The organism is Neobacillus sp. OS1-32, assembly GCF_030915425.1.
Lineage (GTDB): Bacteria > Bacillota > Bacilli > Bacillales > Cytobacillaceae > Neobacillus > Neobacillus paridis.
The window spans coordinates 2,297,083-2,322,724 of sequence record NZ_CP133263.1; the positions used below are offsets into that span (position 1 = coordinate 2,297,083).

The 25,642-nt window shown below is 41.4% G+C and carries 20 protein-coding genes, 2 pseudogenes and 1 riboswitch; of the genes and pseudogenes, 6 read left to right on the plus strand and 16 right to left on the minus strand.

What is annotated here, in order from left to right:
- Window positions 1–119 precede the first annotated feature (119 nt).
- From RCG24_RS11580 to cax, 10 genes and pseudogenes are all read right to left on the minus strand, one after another.
- Entirely contained in the window at window positions 120–599 is a 480-nt protein-coding gene (locus tag RCG24_RS11580) for a DNA recombinase (protein ID WP_308077017.1), read from the minus strand.
- A gap of 6 nt (window positions 600–605) precedes the next feature.
- Window positions 606–1,985, minus strand: a complete 1,380-nt coding sequence (gene rlmD, locus RCG24_RS11585; RefSeq protein ID WP_308079161.1) for a 23S rRNA (uracil(1939)-C(5))-methyltransferase RlmD — start codon at window positions 1,983–1,985, stop codon at window positions 606–608.
- Between the two features lie 20 nt (window positions 1,986–2,005).
- The gene (locus RCG24_RS11590; protein ID WP_308077018.1) at window positions 2,006–2,872 is read right to left on the minus strand and encodes a DNA-3-methyladenine glycosylase family protein; all 867 of its coding nucleotides are present in this window, start codon (window positions 2,870–2,872) and stop codon (window positions 2,006–2,008) included.
- 230 nt (window positions 2,873–3,102) lie between these two features.
- A complete protein-coding gene (locus RCG24_RS11595; protein ID WP_308077019.1) occupies window positions 3,103–4,344 on the minus strand; it encodes an ATP-binding protein in 1,242 nt (413 codons plus the stop codon).
- A gap of 165 nt (window positions 4,345–4,509) precedes the next feature.
- Window positions 4,510–5,247 (minus strand): delta-lactam-biosynthetic de-N-acetylase, encoded by a 738-nt coding sequence (gene pdaA / locus RCG24_RS11600; RefSeq protein WP_308079162.1) that lies wholly within the window; start codon window positions 5,245–5,247, stop codon window positions 4,510–4,512.
- Window position 5,248: 1 nt separating this feature from the next.
- Window positions 5,249–6,304: a nuclease-related domain-containing protein gene (locus tag RCG24_RS11605; RefSeq protein ID WP_308077020.1), complete on the minus strand. Its 1,056-nt coding sequence runs from the start codon at window positions 6,302–6,304 to the stop codon at window positions 5,249–5,251.
- Window positions 6,305–7,394: 1,090 nt separating this feature from the next.
- Window positions 7,395–8,912, minus strand: coding sequence for a fumarate hydratase (locus RCG24_RS11610; RefSeq protein WP_374049157.1), 1,518 nt, complete (start codon window positions 8,910–8,912; stop codon window positions 7,395–7,397).
- Window positions 8,913–9,322: 410 nt separating this feature from the next.
- Complete coding sequence (locus RCG24_RS11615) at window positions 9,323–9,520, minus strand: SE1561 family protein (RefSeq protein WP_202654954.1); 198 nt, start codon at window positions 9,518–9,520, stop codon at window positions 9,323–9,325.
- 134 nt (window positions 9,521–9,654) lie between these two features.
- Window positions 9,655–10,421 (minus strand): annotated as a pseudogene (locus RCG24_RS11620) (YfkD family protein).
- A 509-nt stretch (window positions 10,422–10,930) separates the two neighbouring features.
- Window positions 10,931–12,001 (minus strand): calcium/proton exchanger, encoded by a 1,071-nt coding sequence (gene cax / locus RCG24_RS11625; RefSeq protein WP_308077022.1) that lies wholly within the window; start codon window positions 11,999–12,001, stop codon window positions 10,931–10,933.
- 694 nt (window positions 12,002–12,695) lie between these two features.
- Here cax and RCG24_RS11630 point away from each other — a divergent pair.
- Window positions 12,696–14,621: a heavy metal translocating P-type ATPase gene (locus RCG24_RS11630; RefSeq protein ID WP_308077023.1), complete on the plus strand. Its 1,926-nt coding sequence runs from the start codon at window positions 12,696–12,698 to the stop codon at window positions 14,619–14,621.
- A gap of 448 nt (window positions 14,622–15,069) precedes the next feature.
- On the opposite strand, the gene RCG24_RS11635 is transcribed toward RCG24_RS11630, so the two are convergent.
- Both RCG24_RS11635 and RCG24_RS11640 read right to left on the minus strand, forming a co-directional pair.
- Window positions 15,070–15,906 carry a YihY/virulence factor BrkB family protein gene (locus RCG24_RS11635; RefSeq protein ID WP_308077024.1) on the minus strand — a complete coding sequence of 279 codons (837 nt, stop codon included), beginning with the start codon at window positions 15,904–15,906 and terminating at the stop codon, window positions 15,070–15,072.
- A gap of 23 nt (window positions 15,907–15,929) precedes the next feature.
- Window positions 15,930–16,277 carry a YtxH domain-containing protein gene (locus RCG24_RS11640; RefSeq protein WP_308077025.1) on the minus strand — a complete coding sequence of 116 codons (348 nt, stop codon included), beginning with the start codon at window positions 16,275–16,277 and terminating at the stop codon, window positions 15,930–15,932.
- A gap of 178 nt (window positions 16,278–16,455) precedes the next feature.
- On the opposite strand from RCG24_RS11640, the gene RCG24_RS11645 reads away from it, so the two are divergent.
- Window positions 16,456–16,680: a DUF1128 domain-containing protein gene (locus RCG24_RS11645; protein ID WP_308077026.1), complete on the plus strand. Its 225-nt coding sequence runs from the start codon at window positions 16,456–16,458 to the stop codon at window positions 16,678–16,680.
- A 31-nt stretch (window positions 16,681–16,711) separates the two neighbouring features.
- Here the strand turns inward: RCG24_RS11645 and map are convergent, their stop codons facing one another.
- Window positions 16,712–17,461 carry a type I methionyl aminopeptidase gene (gene map / locus RCG24_RS11650; protein WP_202654948.1) on the minus strand — a complete coding sequence of 250 codons (750 nt, stop codon included), beginning with the start codon at window positions 17,459–17,461 and terminating at the stop codon, window positions 16,712–16,714.
- Between the two features lie 269 nt (window positions 17,462–17,730).
- On the opposite strand from map, the gene RCG24_RS11655 reads away from it, so the two are divergent.
- Window positions 17,731–18,054, plus strand: a complete 324-nt coding sequence (locus RCG24_RS11655) for a helix-turn-helix domain-containing protein (RefSeq protein WP_202654947.1) — start codon at window positions 17,731–17,733, stop codon at window positions 18,052–18,054.
- 77 nt (window positions 18,055–18,131) lie between these two features.
- Here the strand turns inward: RCG24_RS11655 and RCG24_RS11660 are convergent, their stop codons facing one another.
- A complete protein-coding gene (locus tag RCG24_RS11660; protein WP_308077027.1) occupies window positions 18,132–18,257 on the minus strand; it encodes an anti-repressor SinI family protein in 126 nt (41 codons plus the stop codon).
- Between the two features lie 34 nt (window positions 18,258–18,291).
- A riboswitch (cyclic di-GMP riboswitch) is annotated at window positions 18,292–18,383 on the minus strand.
- A 556-nt stretch (window positions 18,384–18,939) separates the two neighbouring features.
- The gene (locus tag RCG24_RS11665; protein ID WP_308077028.1) at window positions 18,940–19,311 is read right to left on the minus strand and encodes a DnaJ family domain-containing protein; all 372 of its coding nucleotides are present in this window, start codon (window positions 19,309–19,311) and stop codon (window positions 18,940–18,942) included.
- A gap of 128 nt (window positions 19,312–19,439) precedes the next feature.
- On the opposite strand from RCG24_RS11665, the gene RCG24_RS11670 reads away from it, so the two are divergent.
- Window positions 19,440–19,634 carry a hypothetical protein gene (locus RCG24_RS11670; protein ID WP_202655030.1) on the plus strand — a complete coding sequence of 65 codons (195 nt, stop codon included), beginning with the start codon at window positions 19,440–19,442 and terminating at the stop codon, window positions 19,632–19,634.
- Between the two features lie 168 nt (window positions 19,635–19,802).
- On the opposite strand, the pseudogene hutH reads toward RCG24_RS11670, so the two are convergent.
- Window positions 19,803–21,321: pseudogene (hutH, locus tag RCG24_RS11675) on the minus strand (histidine ammonia-lyase).
- Window positions 21,322–21,673: 352 nt separating this feature from the next.
- Between hutH and RCG24_RS11680 the strand changes: the two are divergent.
- Window positions 21,674–23,764: a DNA topoisomerase III gene (locus RCG24_RS11680; protein ID WP_308077029.1), complete on the plus strand. Its 2,091-nt coding sequence runs from the start codon at window positions 21,674–21,676 to the stop codon at window positions 23,762–23,764.
- Window positions 23,765–24,314: 550 nt separating this feature from the next.
- Window positions 24,315–25,547 (plus strand): aminopeptidase, encoded by a 1,233-nt coding sequence (locus RCG24_RS11685; protein ID WP_308077030.1) that lies wholly within the window; start codon window positions 24,315–24,317, stop codon window positions 25,545–25,547.
- Window positions 25,548–25,642: the final 95 nt, after the last annotated feature.

Here is a 25,642-nt window from a genome sequence, read left to right on the forward strand (position 1 = left end):
TCAACAACATTGTTAATAATATTATATATACATTACCAATTTTAGTAAATTTACAAAAGAAAAAACCGACAACCAAGAGAATGCATCTCCTGATTGACGGTAGGTCACGAAGGGTGTATTCATATATCTATTTCAACACCTGATTTGAATTCAACGGTGAGTTTATCATCATATACCGTAACTTTTTCAATAAGCCTTCTTACAATCTGCTCATCGTATTCCTCCATCTCGTAGGACTGCTCATTTAAGAAATCAGTCATTTCAGCGATTCGTTGCCTTTTTCCTTCACGCTCTGCATTCTCTACAAGTGAATTTTGCTTCAATTCCCGTAGGCGGTAAGTTTCATCAGCCACATCTTCATAGTCATTCTTGGACTTTGCTTGTATAAGTAGCTGTTGCTGTAATTCTTCCAATTTACTATCAATATCATCGGTGGCATTATTATTTTCTTCATTTAATACAGTAGCTATGTTTTTCTGGAAAGTTGAGAGGAAGGGTTCTTTGTTAGCCAAAAGTTCGTTAATAGCCTTAACCACTGCTGTCTGTAATATTTCCTCGTTTATTGTAGGGGCAGTGCATTCAGAGTCCTTTTCCTCCAAACGGCTTTACTTTCTTGTTATCAACGCCACGCACTCCACATGGCTCGTATGTGGGAACATATCCACTGGCTGAATGTATTTCACATCATAATTCTTACTTAGCACTTGTATATCCTTCGCCAACGTAGATGGGTTGCAAGAAACGTAGATTAACTTTTTTGGTTTAACCTGCAATATCGTTTGCAGCAGCTGACTGTCGAGGCCTGTTCGCGGCGGGTCCACTACCACCACATCGGGCTTCCAGCCTTTGTTTACCCATTTTGGCAGGACTTCTTCTGCTTTTCCCGGGACATATTTCGTATTGGTGAATCCATGGCGTTTTGCATTTTTCTTGGCGTCTTCAATCGATTCTGGAATCACGTCCATGCCGCGGACTTCTGCAGCCTGATCGGCGAGCCATAACCCGATCGTCCCGACGCCACAATAAGCATCAAGCACTTTTTCTGTTCCCGTAAGATCTGCTGCTTTTTTTACTTCATTATAAAGTTTTAGGGTTTGCGCCGGATTTAACTGGAAGAACGTTCTTGCGGATAACTCAAATTGTAAATCTCCTAATGTTTCTTGGATAAAATCTTCACCCGCGAGGTTCACCGTTTCTTCACCAAAAATCAGTGATGTTTTTTCACCATTGATGTTTTGCACAATCGATTTCACCTGAGGAAGCCGCTTTTGAATTTTCGCAATAATAAGCTCCTTTTTCGGCAGTTCTTTTTGTGAAGTAATTAAGACCACCTGCAGTTCGCCTGTTTGCACTCCTACACGGGTAACAATCGTGCGGACAATCCCTTTCCGCGTTTTTTCATTATAGATGGGGATGTGCAGGTCTTGTAAAATTCGCTTTACCACGGCTGTTGCTTCAGTTGTTTGTGGATGTTGCACCGCGCATTGGTCGATATTGATTAACTGATGCGAATTGAGGCCATATAGGCCGGCGAGCAGTTTACCATCTTTTTCACCAACTTGAAAGCTGCTTTTATTCCGGTAGCCCCAAGGATTTTCCATCCCTATTGTTTCGCGGATATCAAGTTTTTCCAGTGTGAGCTTTGTATGGCGTTCAAGTGCTTGGATCACAATATCGCGTTTTTCCTTGAGCTGCTGGCTATAAGCAAGATGCTGCAGCTGACAGCCGCCGCATTGCTCATAAATCGGACAAAGCGGCCTGACCCGATGCGGTGACCTGATACGGATTTTTTTGATCCTGGCTTCGGCATATTTCGGATGAATTTTCGTAGCCTCAACCACTACTTCTTCACCTGGAAGGGCCCCAGGCACAAAGACAACTTGTTTTTTAAAATATCCGACGCCTTCGCCATTAATCCCAAGCCGTTTAATCGTCAACGGGAATGTCTGCTTTGGTTCGATTTTGATTGATGCTTCTGTTTTCATCATGTTATGTTCACTCCAAATTATTCAATGCTGCGCCATAAATATAACGAAGCATAGCTTAAATATGGCTCCCACCCTTTTATATAGTGTGCCATTTCTTCATTAGTCGGTTTCCGCTCAAGCTGGTACAGCTTTTTAAGCGCATTTTGAATTCCGATGTCTGCCATTGGAAAAAGATTGGGGCGGCCCAGTCCAAAGAGAAGAAAATTTTCTACCGTCCACTTGCCGATTCCGCGCACTTTAGTCAACCGATGAAAAATTTCCTCATCCGATTCCCTTTTTAAAGCTTCCAGATCTAATCCATGATCGACAATTTCCCTGGCAAAGTCAATGATGTATTCTGCCTTCCTGCCGCTCATTTTTATTTTGCGCAGTTGTTCCACTGTTAAAGCAGCAACTGTCTCCGGCTGTGGATTAAACCATAGACCATCTATTTCAAAGCCAAATGTTTTAACAAATCTCTCCGTTAACGTATAGGCAAATTTCATATTAATTTGCTGATGAATAATACATTTGGTTATACTTCCAAATAGATCGAAATCCAGTATAAGCGGTGTCCCGATAAAGGTCTGGAAAATTTCTTTTAAGTCGGTCTGTTGAAAATACTGGTGGATCCGCTTTAATGGAATATTCCATTGAAAAATTTCGGCGATGCGCTGAATTAGCACTGCTTTATCGGCTTCATTTTTTCCGGAAAGATGGAATGTCGGCTGGTCAATTGTGCCAATAGCCTTTACATCGACCACATGTGGCCGGTCATCAATAAATATCGGCACCCGAATCGACCTTTGCTCCAGGTTTACCTGCTTCAGTGGATCAGGCTGATGCCTATCCAATACACTATCAAAATTATAAGGACCATCTATCTTTATTGTTTCTTCCCACACAGAATCATTCCATCCTTTTTCCCCGTATTATAACACGAAACAGTCAAAAATCGATAATTGGCAGAAAATGTGTCCACTACAGGAGGACAAATGTCCACGAAGGGTGTCAGGCACCAAAATGGAGAAGCACCAAAATGAGGCACTAAAATAGCGAGGCACCAAAATGGTACGGTAGGGTGAAGGCAGTAAAGAGTACCAAAAAAATGGCATCAAAAACAAAAAGCGCCTTGTTATGCGCTTGGAAATTGGATGGTGAAGGTTGTGCCGATCCCGGGTTCGCTTTCGACGTTGACCCTGCCTTTCATTGCTTGGATAAGTTGGTACGAAATGGTGAGTCCGACACCGGTGCCTTTTTCTTTTGTCGTGTAGAAAGGAGTGCCAAGTTTTTCTATTTGATTCGCTGTCATTCCTTTGCCAGTATCACTAATGTCAATCGATATCAGGCCGTCCTTTTCAAAGGCGCGGACGGTCAAAACTCCCCCGGTAGTCATCGCTTCAATGCCGTTTTTGATGATATTGACTAAAAGCTGCTTCATTTCCCCTCTGTTTCCCTTCACATAAAGAGAATCTTGAATATCGGTTTCAATCGTAATATTTTGGATATTCGAGTAAGACTTCATAAGTGCCAATGTTTTCTTAACTTCATCCGAAATATTGATCGAAGTCAGTTCTTCCGTATTTGGCTTCGCTAATGATAGGTAATCATTGATGATGGATTGGGCATGTTCCAGTTCATTCAAGGCAATCCGAATATACGATTTTTGCGATTCCTGTAAATTGTTATCATCGGACATCAACTGCAGAAAGCCGCGTACTGATGTCAATGGATTCCTCACTTCATGAGCCACGGAAGCTGCCAGTTGACTGACTACATTTAACTTTTCATCTCTTTGTAGTTTTTCACGGATCATCATTTGCTGATTGACATTTTCAATCACAAAGACAACCAGCATTAAGCACACCCAGGTGATAGTGTAGAAAATTAACATAAAGCTGATTTGTGAACTTTGATTTTTGGTGAATAATGTCAGCATCACAATAAAAGTATTCGCCCAAAACACTAAACTAATAAACACCAGTTTGTGCTTCTTATGAAACGAGGCAATTTTCTTTCCCGTAAGAATTAATAAAACACAGGTGAGTGAATAATTGATGAGGACGACGGTAAATCCATCACCCCCAATGATAAAACGATAAATCATTAACACGACCCAAGTTATTAATCCTGATATAGTTCCCCCATAGATAAATGAAATCATAAAGGGAATAATTCTAAAATCATAAACATACCCTTCAGCAAATTTAATAGGAAAGGACATCGCTAGAATTAGTATGATGAGCTGAATGATGGTCAGTTTTGAATGAGGCTTTCTCCGGTCACGTTCATTTTCATTAAAAAATAAATGATAAACGAGCATAGGAAAGAGGATAATTAATACTTGAAATAATACAACCTTGTAATAAATAGACATAAAAAACTCCTCAAACCTTTATTTTGAAATAATGGAAGGTTGCGACTAACTAAGGGTATCCTTAGGATAATATGATTTTTGGATTGTGTAAATAATAAACTAATTATGGAGAATAATTTTTGTATAATTGGCCATAAAAAGACCGGACTTCGATGAAATCCGGTGTTACTTTTTCTTCATTATATGATCAAGGCTTTTGAATTCATAGCCCTTCTTTTTCAAATCTTTAATAACATTTTCCAAGGCATCAGCATTATCTTTGGAGACGGAATGCAATAGCAGCACGCAGCCTGGATGAATTTGTCTCATGATGTTGTCATAAGCGTATTGCCAGCCTCTTTGCTGGTTAATGTTCCAATCGACAAACGCCAGCGACCAGAATACATGTGTGTAGCCCGCATCTTTTGCAACCTGTAATGTCCTTTCGCTAAAAATTCCGCGCGGTGGGCGCAAATACTTCATTTCCTTCTGCCCGGTTAATTCGCTCGTTTTCGCCTTCACTTTTTCAAGCTCATCGCGAATTTTCGCATCACTCATTGTCGTGAAATCCGGATGACTCCAGGAATGATTGCCGATGATATGCCCTTCTTTAACGATCTGTTTCGACAGTTCAGGCTGCGATTCTAAGAAATGACCTGTGACAAAAAAGGTTGCCGGTACCTTTTCCTTTTTTAATACCTCAAGAATTTTTGGCATAAAGCCATTTTCATAACCGGCATCAAAAGTTAAGTATAAGGTCTTTGTGCCTGGGTCGCCTTTGTAAAAAGCACCGTATTTGGCAAGAATCTCATTGTACTGTGCACCAGCATCCGGCGGCTGCTCGTTTACGGCTTTTTTAAATCCCCAATGAATCGGCTGATTGGATATTGCGTATGTAATATTTGGAAGCAACAGAACGATCATGCTAATGATCGACACGATTATTTTTTTCAACTGTTTTCCCCCTCGATAAATTGTTTTTTATAGTGTTAGTTTTATCAGGGAAAACATAATTGGTAGATTGTGGCGATGTTTGAAGATAAATGCGGCCTTTCGTTACACCTTCGTGTGGTAAGTCAACTAATGATAACAGATAAGATGCTATTCTCACATTTGGAAGGTGCAGAAATGTTCGAACTTCGGAATTTGTTATCGGGGTATTAAAAATTAGGAAGTAGTCATTAATGGCTTTTAAATGGGCATCTTTAGATACAAATTGGCAAAAGGGGCAAATCCAATACATACGATGGTAGGTCATGGGGAGGCGCAAACAACTTGGACACTGGACTCCTGTTACAATGTCTCCATTATCGATACTGAACATCTTTAGAACATCGTAATCCTTTGGGGTGTGGCTTTGTAATAAAAGGGTGCTTATATTATCTATTGTCGCTCCATTGACAAGCTTCCGATTGAATCTTTTCTCAGATGCTTGAATGATATTGAGTAAATTGCCTACTCGTTGTATTCTTTCATATCCTTCCATGTATTCAGTGGGCAAAATGATTTCAGCCGATGGTTTACAGAATATTACATAACAATCACTTGGAAAATGTGGAATTTGGTATTGCTTCAGAAAATAATTCATTAATATTTTGTGACGCTCCGCCTGCGAAATTGGGTTTTCATAAATTTCTCGATTGCCGTTATATTCCTGTACCATTTGATTCCGATCAATATGCAGCGTTCCTGAATGATTTTTTCCCTCAAGTATGAGTTTCATTTTTTGCGAAAGAAGAAAAGCATCAATTTGAAAAAATCCTTTTCCACATCGTAATCTCAGATCGTGAAAAATACGAAATTTATCCTGAGGCAATTGACTTAGATAATAGTTAATAGCTTTTTCCCCATTATAGCCTGACCTTAAGGATTTAATTTTTAATTTGATCTCCGGTATTGCAATGTGGTTTTCTGGCAGCCTCCCTTCTAATGCTTCTAATTGCTCCAACAATTTCGGAACTTCAATATCTTTATCAAACAAGGTTTCTTCCTCCTTTATATCGTTACCTTGTTTGTTTTCTTTAAAGCCATCGTTTATCCTACATAAAATTGAACAAAATTATGAATATTTTGTGACAAAAAGACTAGTGGCGATTTATGTAATCTCAATTCTATTTTTTTAAAGTATTTATTTTACAAAAATCAGAGGACTTTTTACATAACTCACACACAATTTTACCTAATCCCGTCTCTTTTTTACAAAGTTTGGAATTTACTGGATCACTTCTTGGTTCGATGAAATAATTTTACAAAGCCGGGATGCTTTTTTACATAATTCACGCACAAATTTACCTAATCCCGTCCCTTTTTTACAAAGTTTGGAATTTACTGAATCACTTCTTGGTTCGATGAAATAATTTTACAAAGTCGGGATGCTTTTTTACATAATTCACGCACAAATTTACCTAATCCCGTCTCTTTTTTACAAAGTTTGGAATTTACTGGATCACTTCTTGGTTCGATGAAATAATTTTACAAAGCCGGGATGCTTTTTTACATAATTCACGCACAAATTTACCTAATCCCGTCCCTTTTTTACAAAGTTTGGAATTTACTGGATCACTTCTTGGTTCGATGAAATAATTTTACAAAGTCGGGATGCTTTTTTACATAATTCACGCACAAATTTACATAATCCCGTCTCTTTTTTACAAAGTTTGGAATTTACTGGATCACTTCTTGGTTCGATGAAATAATTTTACAAAGTCGGGATGCTTTTTTACATAACTCACACACAATTTTACCTAATCCCGTCTCTTTTTTACAAAGTTTGGAATTTACTGGATCACTTCTTGGTTCGATGAAATAATTTTACAAAGTCGGGATGCTTTTTTACATAACTCACACACAATTTTACCTAATCCCGTCTCTTTTTTACAAAGTTTGGAATTTACTGGATCACTTCTTGGTTCGATGAAATAATTTTACAAAGTCGGGATGCTTTTTTACATAACTCACACACAATTTTACATAATCCCGTCTCTTTTTTACAAAGCTTGGGACAAATTGGATTCTAGCAACTAAAATAAAAATAGACCCGCCCGAAGGCAAGTCTATCCAACCTTGTTGATTTAAAATACCCGTTCTTTAAATTGGGCTAGTTTTTCCAGAGAGGATTTGTCAACATCAGCATGGAGGCTGTTTCCATGAGAGTCCATGGTGACAACGGCGCGGAAACCTTTGACGCGGAGGTGCCACATGGCTTCAGGGATACCGAATTCCATCAGGTCCACACCTTCAACTGCTTTGATACAGTCAGCATAGTATTGAGCAGCGCCGCCGATCGCGTTCAAGTACACACCACCGTGCTCTTGCAAGGCAGCTAATGTCTTCGGACCCATGCCGCCTTTACCGATTACAGCGCGGATGCCGAATTTCTTCATGATGTCACCTTGATAAGGCTCCTCGCGAATACTTGTTGTTGGCCCGGCAGCCTTCACATGCCAAACGCCGTCTTTATCCTTCAGCATAACCGGGCCACAGTGGTAAATCACTTGCCCGTTCAAATCAACCGGGGCATCATGATCATTTAAATATTTATGAATCGCGTCACGGCCGGTGTACATTAAACCGTTAATCTCGACCACATCGCCGACTTTCAACGAACGAATTTGTTCCTCTGTAATCGGGGCTTGCAAAGTAATCACGTCTTCTGAGCCAGACGCAGCCGTTTCTTTCTCTGCCTCGTTGGCAGCTGCAAAGTCAATGAATTCACCATCTTGATAAGCCCATTCGATAATTTCACCGGTTTCAGGGTCAACGCTTACGCCCATGCGGCGAAATGCCCAGCAGTTGTAGGCGACGGAAACAAAGAAGCTCGCCGGGATACGGTGCATGGCGCCAATTTTACAACCCAGTAAAGTGGCTTCACCGCCGAAGCCCATTGTGCCGATACCTAGTTTGTTGGCATTTTCCATTACATATTCTTCAAGCTTGCGCAGATCTCCATTAGGGTTCACATCTTCAACGGGACGGAATAATTGTTCCTTCGCTAAGTCATAGCCTGAGGAACGGTCGCCGCCGATACCGACGCCGATGAAGCCGGCGGAACAGCCTTGACCTTGTGCCTGATAAACGGAGTGCATGATACATTTGCGGATTCCGTCAAGGTCGCGTCCGGCACGTCCCAGGCCTTCCAATTCACACGGCAGGCTGTATTGAATATTCTTGTTTTCGCAGCCGCCGCCTTTTAAAATGAGCCGGACATCGATATAATCTTTTTCCCACTGATCGAATTTGATAACCGGCACCCCTTCGCCTAGATTATCACCGCTGTTTTTGCCTGTTAAGGAATCAACCGCGTTTGGACGTAACTTTCCATCTTTGGTTGCTTGGACGATCGCGTTTTTGATCGCTGCTTTCAATTCCAATTGGTTTACGCCAACAGGAGTTTTAATTTTAAAAGTCGGCAGACCGGTATCCTGGCAGATTGGCGACACTTGCTCATCGGCCATGGCAATATTATTGGTGATCGTGGCCAGGCTCATTGCGGCTCTGGTGCCAGCATTTTCTTTTTCCTTTGCCGCCTTCACTGCCCGGCGAACATCCTTCGGAAGCTTTGTCGACGTTTCTACGACCAGTTTATACATGCTTTCTTCAAACTTTGCAATATTCACGAATCTGTTCCCCTTCCCTTTGTTCTTACAATCTTTATTAAAAATATTGCAATTATTTAACCGCTTTAATTATACTCCTATAAGCAGTTTATTTAAAGGATTTGGCTGCAATCGATTACAAGGGGCAGTTAGAAAAGGGCCGATGTTTTCGCGACAAGCAAAGCAGAAGCTCATTCTGTTGGCAGCGTTCCTAAGAGGATAGCACCTTACAAGGCCAGCACCCGGCCTTTGTGTGATACTTGTTCTAATGATGCGTTCATTGTGGAGCGGGACAATTCCCTTCTTTTTCAATAGATGACAACTCGCCAATTGGCGAGTCCGTTAAGGCAGTTCATGAGGCGTAGTTGAATTTATGCTTTCCTGATCAAAAAAAGCCTGCTCTATTAAACAGGCTCCTTGACGTCACGATTTTTAAACTCACGGCATTTTGATTCCATTTCGTCAACGATGGCAATTAAACGATCAATATCATTAAGATCCGTTTCTTCCGGATCAATTGCATCCAATACTTCGATAAACATATTTAATCGCTGCTTTAAAAAGTTTAGTTGAGAATTCTTATCAAAAGTCGGACTTCCCATCTCTCCACTCTCCTTTCTAACCGTTACCATCCTACCTAATTTTCCGGGCTTTGGCAATGTTATCCCCTGCGAAATTTTTGAAAAAATAAAAGACTCCCGCATTCCTACATGGGAGTCCCCGGCTGCGCCTCCTTTTATCTCGGTCGCTCAGATGCAACAAAACCAAAGGAAACGTAATCCTGTACAGGAATCCAAGCGCCGATTCCTTGCGAGGTAACATTTTTAATGACGATGAATTTGCGATTGCCTTTCAGCATTAAATAGACCTCGCCGTATGTTACTTTCCCTTTTTCACTGATGGCCGGGGCATAAGCGTAAAGATAGCCCAAGCGCTTCGCTGGAATGTTGTAATAATGGTCATTTTTCGTGCCGGCGCCAATGACTGTATCAAAGGATAAGGGAAGATTGGTCTTTTTCATTGCTTTTAGCAGCATCATTTTTTTCACTTCTTCGGCATTTGGAATTTTTGCTGTCAAACCGCCGCGAACAATTTTCTGTGATTCCTGGACATACTTGATTCGATATGGCGAATTGCCGCCACGGTTGTCATAGTAATTGGTATTTATTTTTTGATACTCCCAATTTGGTGAGGTCTCAGCTGATTCGTAGTTTAAGGCCCACTGCCCCAGAAGATTATCGCCCGGTAGCCGATGGCAAATGGAGTCCCGTTTATGGTTGACTCATTCAGCATCCGGATTAAATCGGGATTTTCAATTTTTACATTCGATGAGTTGATTAATTTTTTTGTTAAATCACTTGGCTGCAAATAGGGCAGGTCCTGAGTGGAATTCGGGTAGGTGTTTTCCTTTGTAATACTGCGAACGGATGCAGGAATTTGATATTTTCCTGGTTCCTTCTTTATAGGGGCTTTTTCTGCCTGAGCAGCAGGTGTTATCAGCATAAAAAGCAATGTCATCAGGACAGCAAACGATTTTCTCACTGGGTGAAACTCCTTTCATTAATAGCGTAAACACGTTTGCTAGTAGTTTTTTCGAAGAAGATAAATATTATCCATTTCCCAGGGCAAGTTTGGAAAAGAATTTTTCAAATAAACATCTAGGTATCCATTTGTCAAAGTGTTAGAAGTAACAAAAATATAATAATCAGAATGTTTACAAAACTTCAACTAAGATTTATAATGTAGTTAACCTTTCAAAAAAGGAGGGCTGCAATCAATCGACTAACCAGAAAATCGATAATTCATAAGGAGGTAGGAATACTTTTCTTTATGCTGTCAACTCTCGTGTTTGGCTTGTGTATAACATAACATGAAGGTTGGTGATTGATGGTCCCATATAAAAGCGATTGATTTAATCCCAGAAAAAAGTAAACGTACATGGTAAAATGAAAGTAAAAAGACTCTTAAATCGCCTTACGACGATATAGAGTCTTTTTTATTTGCCAACATCCTCATAGGAGATAGAAGCCAATTCCCATAATGATGTACGCAGCTATTAGGGTCAAGCCCTCAAACCAGTTAGTTTCGCCGTCGTTGGAGATGACGACCATTAGAAGCACGGATGATGCCATCGCGATCAGTTCCTGCCAGGTAAATAACAGCGGCATCGATTTCTCAAACAACAAGGAAACTAGAACAAGTACAGGGGCGACAAACATCGCTATCTGAAGTGTCGAGCCGATGGCAATTTCAACGGCGACATCCATTTTATTTTTCATGGCCATCATAACGGCAGAAGCATGTTCTGCTGCATTACCGACAATCGCTACAATGATAATCCCGATAAACAGCTCGGACCAGCCGAACGATTCGGCGACAAATTCAAATGTATGGACAAGATGCTCCGAAATATAAGCAACTGCCAAGGTCGCTATTAATAACACGAAAACAGCTCTGCCAATCCCCCATTCCGGCTCCTCATCATGGTGCTCACTTAATGCATCACTCTGATATACTCCACGGTGGGTGACTAGTTTGAAAAGCAGGGCCGCTAAATATAACACGATTAACGTAATGGAAATGCCAATGCTCAATGTTAATTTCTTTGGATCGTTCATATGCATGGAAAACACTTCTGGAATGACAAAGGCAACAATAATCGCAAACATCAACAGCCCGGAATTATGACGGGCATCAAACACATTGAATTTCTGCCGTTTAAATTTCAACCCGCCGACAAAGAATGATAGCCCGGCCACGAGCAGCAGGTTTCCTAACACAGAACCTGTTAAAGAGGCCAGGACAACCCCTACAAGTCCGGCTTTTAAGGAAAAAAGGGAAATAATTAATTCAACGGCATTTCCAAACGTCGCATTTAACAGCCCGCCAATCCGCGGCCCGGCGACAATTGCCAGACTTTCCGTGGCCCTCCCCATATAGCTTGACAGGGCAATAATCGTTAAACAATAAAGAATAAATAAAAGAATACTTGGCCAGTTCATGAATGTGCCGATAACAGAAACCGGAACCCCGATAAATGTCATCAGCATAAAAATCTTATTTGTCACTAAAGTAACCTCCAAATTGATTTCTATCTATCAATCATATTTACCAGTCAGAAAACTCTTACCAGTTCCAACTGCTTTCCACTTCCTTATTTATAAGGCAAAATCTGCCCCTTTTTCATCCAAAAAAAGATTATCATTAAAATAATTGCCAAGACAACATTTTTCTTGCAAATCTGGGTTATTCCCGTTACCACCATGGAAGAATTATTTTGTAGCATTTTTTTCAGCTTTGGCAGCTTATGCGGACCCATAATCGGCGGTTTATTCATTAAAGATCTTCAGCATGTGAGCTTCTTTTATAGTATTAGCACGATTCTTTTATCTATATCCTTTCTTATTTTTGTCTTTAGAAAAAAACCACATTTGTTAGCCAAACAAAACCACTCAATATAAGCAGCAAATTCACAGCTTATGCATACAATGAATAGCAGGAAAAGAAAACCGAATAAATTATTTTTGAAAAAACGCTGTCATCTTTGGATGACAGCTTTCATGTTTTTTAGGGAGTAGTGAGGTTGATTATTCTTATCAATCCATTCTTCAAAACATAAATTTTTAGTTAATAATTATTATCAATCTGAGACAACAAACTTATTGTAATAATGGGAATGTACTTGAATATCGTTCTCAATTAGAAATAAATTTTATCAATTAAAATTGACTGAATTTTTTTCTTGCGCTATAATTGGGTTCAAGGAGGGAGAAACAAATGGGGTCTGAAGCAAAGACTATAGCTAAAGGGATTCAAAAGATTAGCTTTATTGATAAAGTAAAACCGCATGTCGAACTGATTGCGGCAGGATTAAGCGGAGTATTGATTGCCGTGGGGTGGCTTTTTGATCAATACAACCAGGAAGCAGATTCCATCATTGCTTATTTACTGGCCTTTGTCATTGGTGGATTTTTCAAAGCCAAGGAAGGTATTGAGGCCACCTATGAAAACAAAGATTTAAATGTAGAAATGTTGATGATTTTTGCAGCAGTTGGATCAGCCATTATCGGGTACTGGACAGAAGGAGCGATATTAATTTTTATTTTTGCCGTCAGCGGTGCCCTTGAAACCTATACGATGAACAAAAGCCATAAGGAGATCTCTTCACTTATGGAGCTTCAGCCCGAAGAAGCCCTGCTCTTGATAAATGGTATTGAAAAAAAGGTAGCCGTTTCCGAATTGCGGGTTGGTAACCATATTTTAATTAAACCAGGCGAACGCGTTCCGGCTGACGGAGTCATTATAAAGGGGCGCACCAATATTGATGAGGCGGCCATTACCGGGGAATCCATGCCGGTCTCTAAAGGAAACGAAGACGAAGTATTTGCGGGAACGGTCAATTTGTCTGGTTCCATCACCGTTCAAGTAACAAAAGCCAGCAGTGATACATTGTTTCAAAAAATCATTCAGCTTGTGCAGTCTGCACAAAGTGAAAAATCACCATCACAGCAGTTTATTGAACGCTTTGAGGGAACTTACGTAAAGATTGTTCTTCTTGTAGTCATCGCAATGTTTTTCCTGCCGCACTTTCTCTTAGGCTGGAGCTGGCATGAATCATTTTATCGCGCGATGATTTTGTTGGTCGTTGCCTCGCCTTGTGCTCTTGTTGCCTCGATTATGCCGGCAACTCTTTCTGCTATTTCCAACGGGGCACGCCACGGCATTTTATTTAAGGGAGGCGTTCACTTGGAAAATTTAAGCCATTTAGGAGCGATTGCCTTTGATAAGACAGGCACGCTCACAAAAGGAAAACCGGAAGTAACAGAAGTCATTATCAAAAACGGGCTTGATCGGGATACGCTCGTCTGGAAAGCAGCTTCGATTGAAAATCATTCTAATCACCCGCTGGCACAGGCCATTGTGAAATATGCCAAACAGACGACTGGAAAGGACCTTTTACATCCCGATAGTTTGGAAGATGTGCCAGGCTGGGGAATCAAGGCAGAAATCGATGGAGAGCAATGGAGAATTGGTAAAGCTGCCTTTGTTAGCCGGGGAACTGCCGAAAATGCCGCTGATCCTGGAGATGTGAGAGCGAAAGAACTGGCCAGCCAAGGGAATACACTCGTTTATATCGAAATCAACGGCGAGACGAGTGCGATAATCGCCCTAAAGGATGTTGTTCGGGAAGAAACAAAGGTCGCCATTGACCAGTTGAAAAAGCAAGGAATTCAAACGGTTATGTTAACAGGCGACAGCGAAAAAACAGCCCGAGCGATTGCCTCCGAAAGTCATGTTGACGAATTTTTTGCAGAATGTCTGCCGGAAACAAAAGTAGACCATCTGAGGCAACTCAAAACAAAATATCAAACTGTCGGGATGGTTGGCGATGGCATTAATGATGCCCCGGCGCTGGCGATTGCCAATGTCGGAATTGCGATGGGAGAAGGAACAGATGTCGCGCTTGAGACAGCAGATGTCGTATTGATGAAAAACGATCTGCCGCGGATTGCCGAAGCGGTCAGCCTGTCGCAACGGATGAACCGAATCATTAAACAAAATGTGATTTTCTCGATTTCCGTCATCGTTTTATTAATTTCGTCTAATTTCTTTCAGTTCATTGACCTGCCGTTTGGAGTCATCGGACATGAAGGCAGTACGATATTGGTGATCCTTAACAGTTTGCGGTTATTGAGGAATTAGGCTCTTTTTGGGTACCATCGCTATTTATCGGTTAGGATTTCGGTATTTGGGGATTGCTTAGGTATTTGGTGGTTGCTTACCTAATTATCGAATAGGGCTTGATCTTTAGCGGTGGAATTAGGACCTCGGTATTTGCCGATGACTTCTCCTCACTGCCGGATCGGCCCAGGTTGCTTAATAAAACGTTTATCTAATTGAAGACCGGGTGGAATAATAATTCCCCGGTCTTATTGCCATTCATATTCCTTAGTGATAACCGTTAGAGCCGTTGGCGGAGCCGGAAGTCTTGTTCCCTTTACTGCCTTTTCCTTTTTGTTTCGTCCCGCCATCTTTTTTTGTATGCTTGGTCAACGTTCAAACCTCCCTGTATCTGCATAGGGACTTCGGCAAAAGCACCGCGTCCACAATCATAGTTTGAACAGATAACCCTTTTTCATAAAGGTAACTATTAGCAGTTGGAACGGTTTTTTTTAGTGAAATAGGCGTTAATTTCTCCACCTAAAATAATGATAAAGGCGGAGATGTACAGCCAAATCATTAACACAATGACAGCCCCAATACTGCCGTACGTAATCGTATAATTACTAAAGTTGCCTACATAAAAGGAAAGGCCAAAGGAGGAAACCATCCAGCCGACCGTCGCAAAGGCAGCCCCCGGAAAAGCGCTGCGGCAGCGAAGCCTCACATTCGGTGCAATCCAATATAAGCCGGTAAAAATGACAAACAAAATAATGGCACTGCCAATGATGCTAAAGGTATTCCACAGCTTAATAAACAAGTCAACATAGCCAAATTGTGTAAAGACAAATATGCCAATTTGTCTCCCAAAAATCGGCAAAATTAAAGCAAATATGAACACGAAAATCATCCCAATCGTCAGGAGAATTGCCATTCCCCGGGCCACAATGAATGACCTGCTCTCCTTCACATCATAGGCTTTATTAAAAGCTCTCACAGTCGCATTAATCCCATTGGATGCCGACCAAATGGTTCCGATAATCCCGAAGGAAAGCAAGCCTCCGCTGCGATGACTCATGATTTCCCCAATCGTTTTTTCAATAAACTTCATCGTGTCAACCGGGGCAAATTCGCGAATAACGGCAAGGATATCCTGATGGGGAATCGGAATATAAGGGATCAATGTAAACAAAACGATTAGAAGCGGGAAAAGAGAAAGAAGAAAATAATAGGCCAATTGGGCACTTAATCCCGGAATATCATCTTCACCAATTCGATGCCACATTAACCGAATGAAAGAGGAGCGAACATCCTCATTATTCCCCATCTTGACCTCTCCTTCTTCATCATTTAATCATTCGGTACTTTATCCTCGAGGAGATCTTCCAAGCCTTCAGAATCATCACTCTTGGTGAAAGTATCCTTTGTTTCCTTTATGATTTCAGTAACTTGCGGTGTTAATTCACGAAATTCGTCCACCTTTTCGGCAATATATGAAAAGTCTTCACTCACCTGTTCGATCGTTGATTTAATTTTCGCTGCCGTCTCTCCTGGATGTCTGATAATCTTGTAGACATTCTTTGCTGATTTTTGGACATTGTCCTTCATGATTTCTCGAGTATCTTTGTCGAACAAACTAATCGCACCACCGGCAATTGCCCCAAGTAACATTCCTTTCCAAAACTGATTTTTCTTCATATGTACTCTTTCCTTTCTTGTTCAAACATCTTCCTACTTTTCATTTTGCTTCATACCAGCTTTTGATGCAAGTCTTGGCTGGCTATTTTTACTACATGAAATGGGAAATAGGTTTTTGATTGACAGGATACCATGAACATGAAAAGATAAAAGCAAATAGCTTGAAGGAGTGTCGGACGTGGATTTATCGCAAAAAACAACGGAAAATGTCGAATACATGATTGAAAAAATAAAAGAAAAATTAAAGGTTTTAAACCTGGGAGCCATCAAGCCATCCCACTTTGATGAAGAAATGTATGAAGAACTTAAAGAAATTTATGAAATGGTTCTAAGAAAAAACTCCTTCAGCCCCAATGAAATGCAAGCGCTCGTGGAAGAATTGGGAAGCTTAAGAAGAAAATAAGGGGCTGCCCCAAAAAGGCAGCCTCCTGTTATTATTCCTGATCGGTGATAATTAGCGGGCCGTCCTTGGTGATGGCAATTGTGTGCTCGTATTGAGCAGAATAAGTTCCATCAACCGTGCGGGCGGTCCAGCCGTTATTGTCCATCTTTGTATAATGCATCCCGATATTGACCATCGGCTCGATGGTAAACACCATACCTTCTTTAATCCGCGGGCCTTTGCCAGGCAGCCCATAATGAGGAACATCCGGTTTTTCGTGAATCACAGCACCAATTCCATGGCCGATAAAGTCCCGCACCACGGATAATCCCTCGCTTTCAACATAGGTTTGGATGGCGTGACCAATATCGCCAATTCGATTACCAATAACCGCTTGTTCAATTCCCTTATAAAGGGCTTCTTTAGTAACCTTTAATAAATGCCCCGTCTCTTCTGAAACCTTGCCAACCGCGTAAGACCATGCTGAATCCGCCAACGCCCCGTTAAAATTAACCACCATGTCGATCGTTACGATGTCTCCTTCATTAAGCGGCGTTTTACGTGGAAAACCATGGCAAATTTCATCGTTAATACTCGCACAAGTGGCATACTCATAACCTTTGTAGCCCTTTTGCTCGGGGGTTGCATGATGCTCACTTAAAAATTTTTCAACAAACTGATCAATCTCCCATGTGGTGATTCCGGGCTGAATCAGTTTCGCTATTTCTTTATGACAGGCTGCCAGAATTTCACCTGCTTTTTTCATCGCATCGATTTCGCGTTGTGATTTTAAAACGATCATTTGAAAGGGTCCCCTTCCTTTTTCATATATTTTATGTAAAATAGCCTGGAATTTTCTGCTTCCTAGGGAAAGATGTAGTGTATACTGATTCACTGACAAGAAACTGTGAGTTTCTCCTCATTCAAAGGAACACTATTTATATTAACCCTATCCCAAAGATTTTTCAAAAAAACTTTATTTTATCAGAATCCTTTGTTCTTAATATGGTACTTTCTCATTCTTTTTGATAAAATATAATTAATATTATATAAATTAGGTGTGTGAGAAATATGATAGGTGACCGCGTTAAACGATTCCGCTCAGAAAAGAAAATGTCACTATCCGAACTTGCTGAACAAGCCGGTGTTGCAAAATCCTATTTAAGTTCATTGGAAAGAAATTTGCAAAAAAACCCTTCGATTCAATTCCTCGAAAAAATTGCCCATGTCTTAAATATTCCGGTTGAATATTTAATTCATGAACAAATTGACAAAACTGAGCTCGATAGTGATTGGATGAATTTGGTTAAGGAAGCAATGAATTCAGGTGTTTCAAAGGATCAGTTTCGTGAATTTCTTGAATTCAATAAATGGCGCAATAATCAAGATAAATAAGGAACAGGTTTTGATTGACGTAAAAAAGCATTCCGCATGTTTGATTGCAGAATGCTTTTATTTTTGTATGTACCCGGCTAAGTATTCTTTTGGTTAAGGAAACGTTGCACTTCCGCTATGGTTAACCCCAGTTTCTTGGCTTCCAATATCAGATATACCCATTCTTCATCAATCTTTTCAACTACGCTCTCAGATAAAACCACTAATTAACACACCCCTAAAATACTTTGTCGTATTCCAGGTAACCCGGCCATCGTAGCAAGTAGGGTACTTGCCTTAGATCCTCGGCTTTGCGTCCCTATTTTTCAATAGGTTTGCCTTTTTCTGCAAAATCACTCTAGTAACCCAACGATATGACTACTAAAGTTAGGACTAATTTACTCACTCATATTAAGTAAGATCATTATATCTAGTTCTTTTTTAACGGGGTGTTAGAATTTGTCATCCTATTTTAATTTTTTTACTTCTTTTTTACACATATTTTTTCAAAATTCTACAAAGAAAATTAATTATTTTACCAAGGATAAAATTTTCAGTCAAGTATCTGAAAATATTTTTTAAAAAATTCCAAAAAATATTTGTCTAAATTGTGACAAATAGCATATAATATAAATAAGTTAAATTTATTGAATATTATTAACATTCTAAATATTGGAGGGGTCCAACTATATGACACTTGTTCATGTTTTAAATTTCTCGATTCCCATTGCCTTTATGGTCTTTGCCGGTTACATGCTGGACAGATTGTGCAAACCATCCCCGCAAGAAGAAAAAGCTGGCGAAAAGTAATTCGGTAATAAAACGATTCATGCGCACAGCTTTTTTTGATTCGGTAAGTGTTAGACAAATGAAGCCCGATAACCAACCATAAATATATCTACTAAATTACTTCAACCTGGATTGGATCTTAGCCTCATAGTTTTTAAAAATCGATGAATTCGTTTTTTTCCCTCGCTTAGACATCAATTGATTAAATCGCAGCAGTTTTTCGTTTAACTTTTTTTGAAGGAGTTCCCTGTCGTCGTCTTGGCATTTTTTTAACAGGTCTTCAATTGACATCATTTCCTGACGTAAAGTGTTTTCTTCCTCGGTATATCCAGCATTTTTTAACAATTTATAAGCCATGCGCAATTCCTCTGGGATGGCCGACAAATCTTCTAATTTCAGCGGCTTTCCCATACCTGGAAGATTGTCAAACTCGCCATCCTTGTACGCTTTTTTAATCCGTTCCTCGGAAATCTTCTGAAACATATCCATCGCCTTCTCCTCCTTTACGCCATTTAATTTATTATAGCAAAAATCCCGGATTAAATTGACGATACCAAAAGTTCCCGGTCATGATTTTTGCCGTTGAGCAAATAATAATTGCGAAAGGAGTGTTGAAGATGGGTCGCGGTGAACATTTTAACCACACAAATAAAAATCATCCAGGAAATTTTCCCAAAAACACTGTTCGTAAAAAAATCGCATTAGAGGAACTGGGTGACGAGGAATTTCTTGTCACCCAAGAAGCTTTTAAAAATAGATTGGCGGAAGACGAAACGAACGACACCGCCCGGCTTCTTCCGAAAAAAAGATAAAGAAATCTTGTTGACTGGCAACCCCCAAAGGAGAAAAAGGTATAAAGAAGTTTTTATTTTCTTATTAACCAGGGGTAGGCGTGAGCTGTCACGCCTTTTCTATGTCCTATAAATTCAACTCCGCCTCATGAACCGTCCTAAAGGACTCGCCAGTCGGCGAGTTTTCATTTATTTTTCAAAGCTAAAATTATGGCTAAACTGTGTGAACTCCAAAGTCTTCAGCCATTCGGCCAATTTTTCAATGTCGTTTGAAAAAATTCGGTCTTTATTGATAGGGGCTACCTGTTCGCGGCCTTTTTTAAAGAATTTTTTCGTCTGGGCAGCCATTTTTTCAATCCCACGATATTCGACCGCCTGCATCGCACATATCATCTCCGATTGCCAGCACTCTTCGGGCGTTTTGGATGATCTGATAGGCATGTCTTGCAGCTATTGTCCCCATGCTGACATGATCTTCCTGATTGGCCGAGGACGGAATGGAATCGACACTGGCCGGGTGGGCTAATGTTTTATTTTCCGAAACTAAGGAGGCAGCAGCATATTGCATAATCATTGCGCCCGATTGCAGTCCAGGCTGGGGACTTAAAAATGGCGGCAAATCGTTTAATTGTGGATTGACTAACCGTTCAATCCGCCGCTCAGAAATATTGGCCAGCTCGGCAACAGCAATTTTCATAAAATCCATCGCCAGCGCAATCGGCTGCCCGTGAAAGTTTCCACCGGAAATCACCATCTGGCCATCGTCAAAAATCAGCGGATTATCGGTAGCAGCGTTGATTTCAATTTCCAGCTTTTCTTTGACATAATCAAGTGCCTGCCATGAAGCTCCGTGAACCTGGGGAATACAACGTAACGAATAGGCGTCCTGCACCCGTAGTTCCCCCTGCTGTGTCGTTAATAAACTATCGCTTAAGTAGCTGCGGATTCTGGCAGCGGTATCAATCTGCTGTTTATAACCTCTGGCCACCTGAATTTCCTCGGCAAAGGCATCAATAATGCCATTTAAACCTTCTATGGTCATCGAAGCAATAAGCTCACTTTCATATGCCAGCTGTTCCGCCTCCAAATAGCCGACAACGCCCATGGCAGTTATTGCCTGAGTACCGTTGATTAAAGCAAGGCCTTCTTTGGCTTCCAACGTGATGGGCGGTAACCCTTCTTGTCTCAGGGCTTCGGCCGCTTCCATCCGCTCCCCTTTATAATAAACTTCACCCTCACCGATTAACACTAAGGCAAGATGTGAAAGTGGCGCCAAATCCCCGCTTGCGCCGAGTGATCCTTGCTGCGGAATGACCGGAATAATATCTTTATTGACTAGCTCCAGCAGCATTTCAATAACGCGCGGACGAATCCCGGAATACCCCTTTAGTAAGGCATTGGCACGAAGCAGTACCATCGCTTTGGAAACAACCTCCGGGAACGGTTCGCCAACGCCGCAGGCATGCGACCGAATTAAGTTTAGCTGTAAGTCCTCGACGTTTCCTTTATCAATCAACACGTCACTAAATTTGCCAAATCCGGTGGTAATCCCATAAATCACCCTTTCTTCTGAAACAATTCTTTCTACGGCTTCGCGGCTCTTGGCAGCCGCTTTGATGCTTTCCTCCGAAGCCTGCACCTTTTGCCCGTGAAATAAGACTTCCTTCATTTCTGCCAATGTTAGACTGTTTCCTGTTAACGTAATCAATTCATCCCACTCCTCTACCACTTTAGTAAAATAAAGAAAGAGGCTGGATTCCATATCTGATTAGATTTGGAATCCAGCCTCTTTCTGACCCTTTACGATAAACAAATGTTCTTTTCGGAGATGCAACATGTCCGATCACCTATCCTAAAAAATTATTGGTTTGATCATTATTGTATGCGAGGAAAACCTGTATTGTCAACAAAATTTTCTGAATTTTATCACAATAATACTTTAGCAAGATAACAAATGAAAGTAGTTTTCGTCAAATTACAAAAATGATTATTTTTCCGTTATACTTAGAAAAGCGGAAGCACCTTGGAATTGAAAAGGACTTTACTTGAAAGGAGTTATTATGAAATCTCTTGTACTCGCTGAAAAGCCAAGCGTGGCACGTGAGCTTGCCCGCGTTCTTGGCTGCAAACAAATAAATAAAAGCTATATCGAAGGTAATCACTATATCGTCACATGGGCACTCGGCCACTTAATTGAACTGAAAATGCCAGAGCACTATGACAGCAAATATAAAACCTGGAATTTGGAAGACTTACCGATCATCCCACAGAAAATGGGCTTGAAGGTCATTAAGCAAACCACTCACCAGTTTCGGGCGATTGAGGGTCTTGCCAAGCGCAAAGATATCAACGAATGTATTATTGCCACGGATGCCGGCCGTGAAGGCGAATTGGTTGCCCGCTGGATTTTGGAAAAACTGCATTGGAACAAGCCGATTAAACGGCTGTGGATTTCCTCGCAAACGGACAAAGCGATTAAAGAGGGCTTCAAACAACTGAAATCGGGGAAACAATTTGAAAATCTTTACCATTCTGCCGTTTGCCGCGCTGAAGCTGATTGGTTAATTGGACTAAATGTAACACGGGCGCTTACGACAAAATATAAGGATCCATTATCAGCCGGCCGCGTGCAGACCCCTACCCTTGCGATGATTTTAGAGCGCGAACAGCAGATTCAAAAATTTGTTCCGAAAGAATATTGGACAATTCGCGCGGAAATCGGCCCATTAACGGCAGATTGGGAGCATGGTGGCGAAAAGAGGCTGTTTGATAAGGCTACTGCTGAGCGTATTTTGGCAAAAGTCCATGGCCAAAAAGCAGTACTCGAAAAGATCGAGCGCAAGAAAAAATCAGAATCGCAGCCACTCCCCTATGATTTAACAGAATTGCAGCGGGATGCCAATAAGCGCTTTGGCTTCTCGGCGAAAAAAACATTAAATATATTGCAACGGCTCTATGAACAATATAAACTGGTCACCTACCCCAGGACTGATTCTCGTTACTTAACAACCGACATGATCGGGACCATGATGGACCGGCTGCAGGGAATGGCCTCAGGATATAAAGAGGAAGTCCGCCCGCTGCTTGCGGGGAACGGAAAGGTTTTGGCCCGGCGGGTTTTTAATAATGAAAAGGTCACTGACCACCATGCGATAATTCCGACTGAGCAGCGCTTGAATCTCGGCGAACTCGATTCGGATGAACGAAAAATCTATGACTTGATCGCCAGACAGTTTCTGGCACTGTTTTTACCGGCGTATGAATATGAAACCATCCATACCTCTTTTAAGGTTGAAGGCGAAACCTTTACAGCCAAAGAAACCAATGTGATGGAAGCAGGGTTTAGAAAAGTGCTGGGCAAAGTTGATTCAGAGGAACCTGTTTCCGGACTGCAAAAGTTAAAACAAGGTCAAAATTACACCGTGAAAGAGGTCATGTTAAATCAAAAATGGACCGAACCGCCACTGCGTTTTTCTGAAGCTGATGTACTTTCGCATATGGAAAAATACGGACTCGGCACACCGGCGACGAGAGCGGAAATTATCGAGCGCCTTGTGGAATCTGAAGTTGTCGAACGGGTTAATGGACGCTTTCATTCGACCAAAAAAGGCCAGCAGTTAATTGAGTTGGTCAATAATGAGTTAAAATCACCGGAGCTGACCGCAAAGTGGGAGCAGGAACTGGAGCAGATTGCAAAAGGAAAAGCGGACCCTAAACAATTTTTGCGCAAAATTCGTCGTCAGACCGAGCAGCTTGTTTCTGAAATTAAAACAAGTGATAAATCGTACCGAGCACATAATTTAACCGGCTCCAAATGTCCGGAATGCGGCTCGTTTTTGAAAGAGCGCAATACCAAGGATGGCAAAATTCTCGTGTGTTCCAACTTGGAATGTTCTTACCGGCGCCGCAAGGATCCGAAGCTGTCGAACCGCCGCTGTCCGCAATGTCATAAGAAAATGGAAATTCATGAGGGGAAAGCAGGCGTTTACTTCCAATGCCGCCGCTGCAATGTCGTGGAAAAGGCTGAGGAAACGAAAAAGGTCATTAAAAAACACGAGGAGCGCCGCCTCGTTCAAAAATATACGAAAAAAGAAGACTTCGGCACCAGTCTTGGTGATCTGCTAAAACAGGCGCTGAAGGATCAAGATTAAGTTAGATAGGCACCCCGCGTGTGCCTATCTTTTTTAGTTGGGCATATCTTTTTCTGCTAGATTCGAGTGCCTCAATATAAGGAAAAGTCTGATCTTTCATTACTGGAAGGGTGCTGAAACGGCCGGGGACGTAGTAGGCAAGAGCTATTTGACCAAAATCGGCAGCTGCCCTTGCATTCGGGCAATGAGACGCGTTCTATTTGACTGAAATCAGTAAACCTTCGAGCTTTCGGGTAATGAGACGCGTTCTAGTTGACCGAAAGCAGCAATCTCCCCGGCTTTCGGGCAGTTAGACAGGTTCTATTTGACCCAAATTGGCACACCTCCGAGCTTTCGGGCCATTAGAGAGGTTCTAGTTGACCGAAAGCAGCAAACCCCCATGCTTTCGAGCAATGAGAACTCATTTTTCTCGCTGACCCAAATTCCCCCCACTGGTTTGAATGAATTCCAACTTTTTTCTATCATTAGCCAGCAATACTAGCGGTTTCTTTTTCCCGCAAAAACCGCTACAATATTAAATAGGAAGATTCTGAAAAAGGAGAAAATACATATGAGTAATTTTCAAAAAAATTTGGACAAATACGCGGAACTTGCCATCAAGATTGGTGTGAACCTCCAAAAAGGCCAAACACTGGTCATTAATGCTGCAATAGACGCCGCGGAATTTGTCCGCCTGGCAGTCAAAAAAGCATATGAGGCCGGTGCCTTAAATGTCATTGTCAACTGGAGCGATGACATCGTTTCAAAAACCAAATATGATTTAGCCCCAGATGAGGCGTTCAAAGAATATCCGGAATGGCGGGCAAAAGAACAAGAGGATCTTGTTAAAAAAGGCGCAGCGTTCATGTCTGTTGTTTCCTCCAGTCCGGATTTATTAAAGGGTGTGAACCCTGAGCGAATTGCTAATTTTAATAAAGTGGCCGGTAAAGCTCTTTCAAAATTTCGCCAGGCAATCCAATCAGACAAAATCAGCTGGACCGTTGTCGCCGCAGCTTCGCCAGCTTGGGCGGCCAAAGTTTTTCCGAATGCTTCAAGCGATCAACAGGTTTCCTTGCTCTGGGATGCCATCTTTAAAGCCGTTCGTATTGATTCTGAAGACCCGGTAGCGGCCTGGAAAAAGCATGATGAAAACCTCCACGAGAAGGTGCGTTATTTAAATGAAAAGCGATATGCCAAGCTGCATTATCAGGCACCCGGTACTGATTTAATAATTGAGCTACCGAAAAACCATCTCTGGTGTGGTGCCGGCAGTATCAATGAAGAGGGTGTCGAATTCATGGCCAATATGCCGACTGAAGAGGTTTTCACCGTGCCGCTTAAAACAGGTGTCAACGGAACGGTCGCCAGCACGAAGCCGCTCAGCTATGGCGGCAATATCATCGATCGTTTTTCGATCACATTTGAAAACGGAAAAATCGTCGATGTTAAAGCCGAGGAAGGCGAGGAAATCCTCAAATCTTTAGTGGAAACGGACGAAGGCTCCCATTATCTAGGTGAAGTCGCCCTTGTCCCATATAATTCGCCCATTTCCCAATCAAACATCCTTTTCTTTAACACATTGTTTGATGAAAATGCCTCGAACCATTTGGCGATTGGCAGTGCCTATGCTTTCTGTATTGAGGGCGGCAAATCAATGACCTCCGAAGAATTGAAGGCGCATGGCTTAAACGAAAGTATCACACATGTCGACTTCATGATTGGTTCTGCAGAAATGGATATTGACGGCATTACCGAGAATGGAAAAAGGGAACCGATTTTCCGAAACGGAAACTGGGCATTTTAAAATAACCGCACTGTAAAAAGTGTGAAAAAGATCAAGAAAAATTGTTAGACTCAGCCGCATTTGCCAAAAGCTAAAAGTTATGGTTACAATTTTAT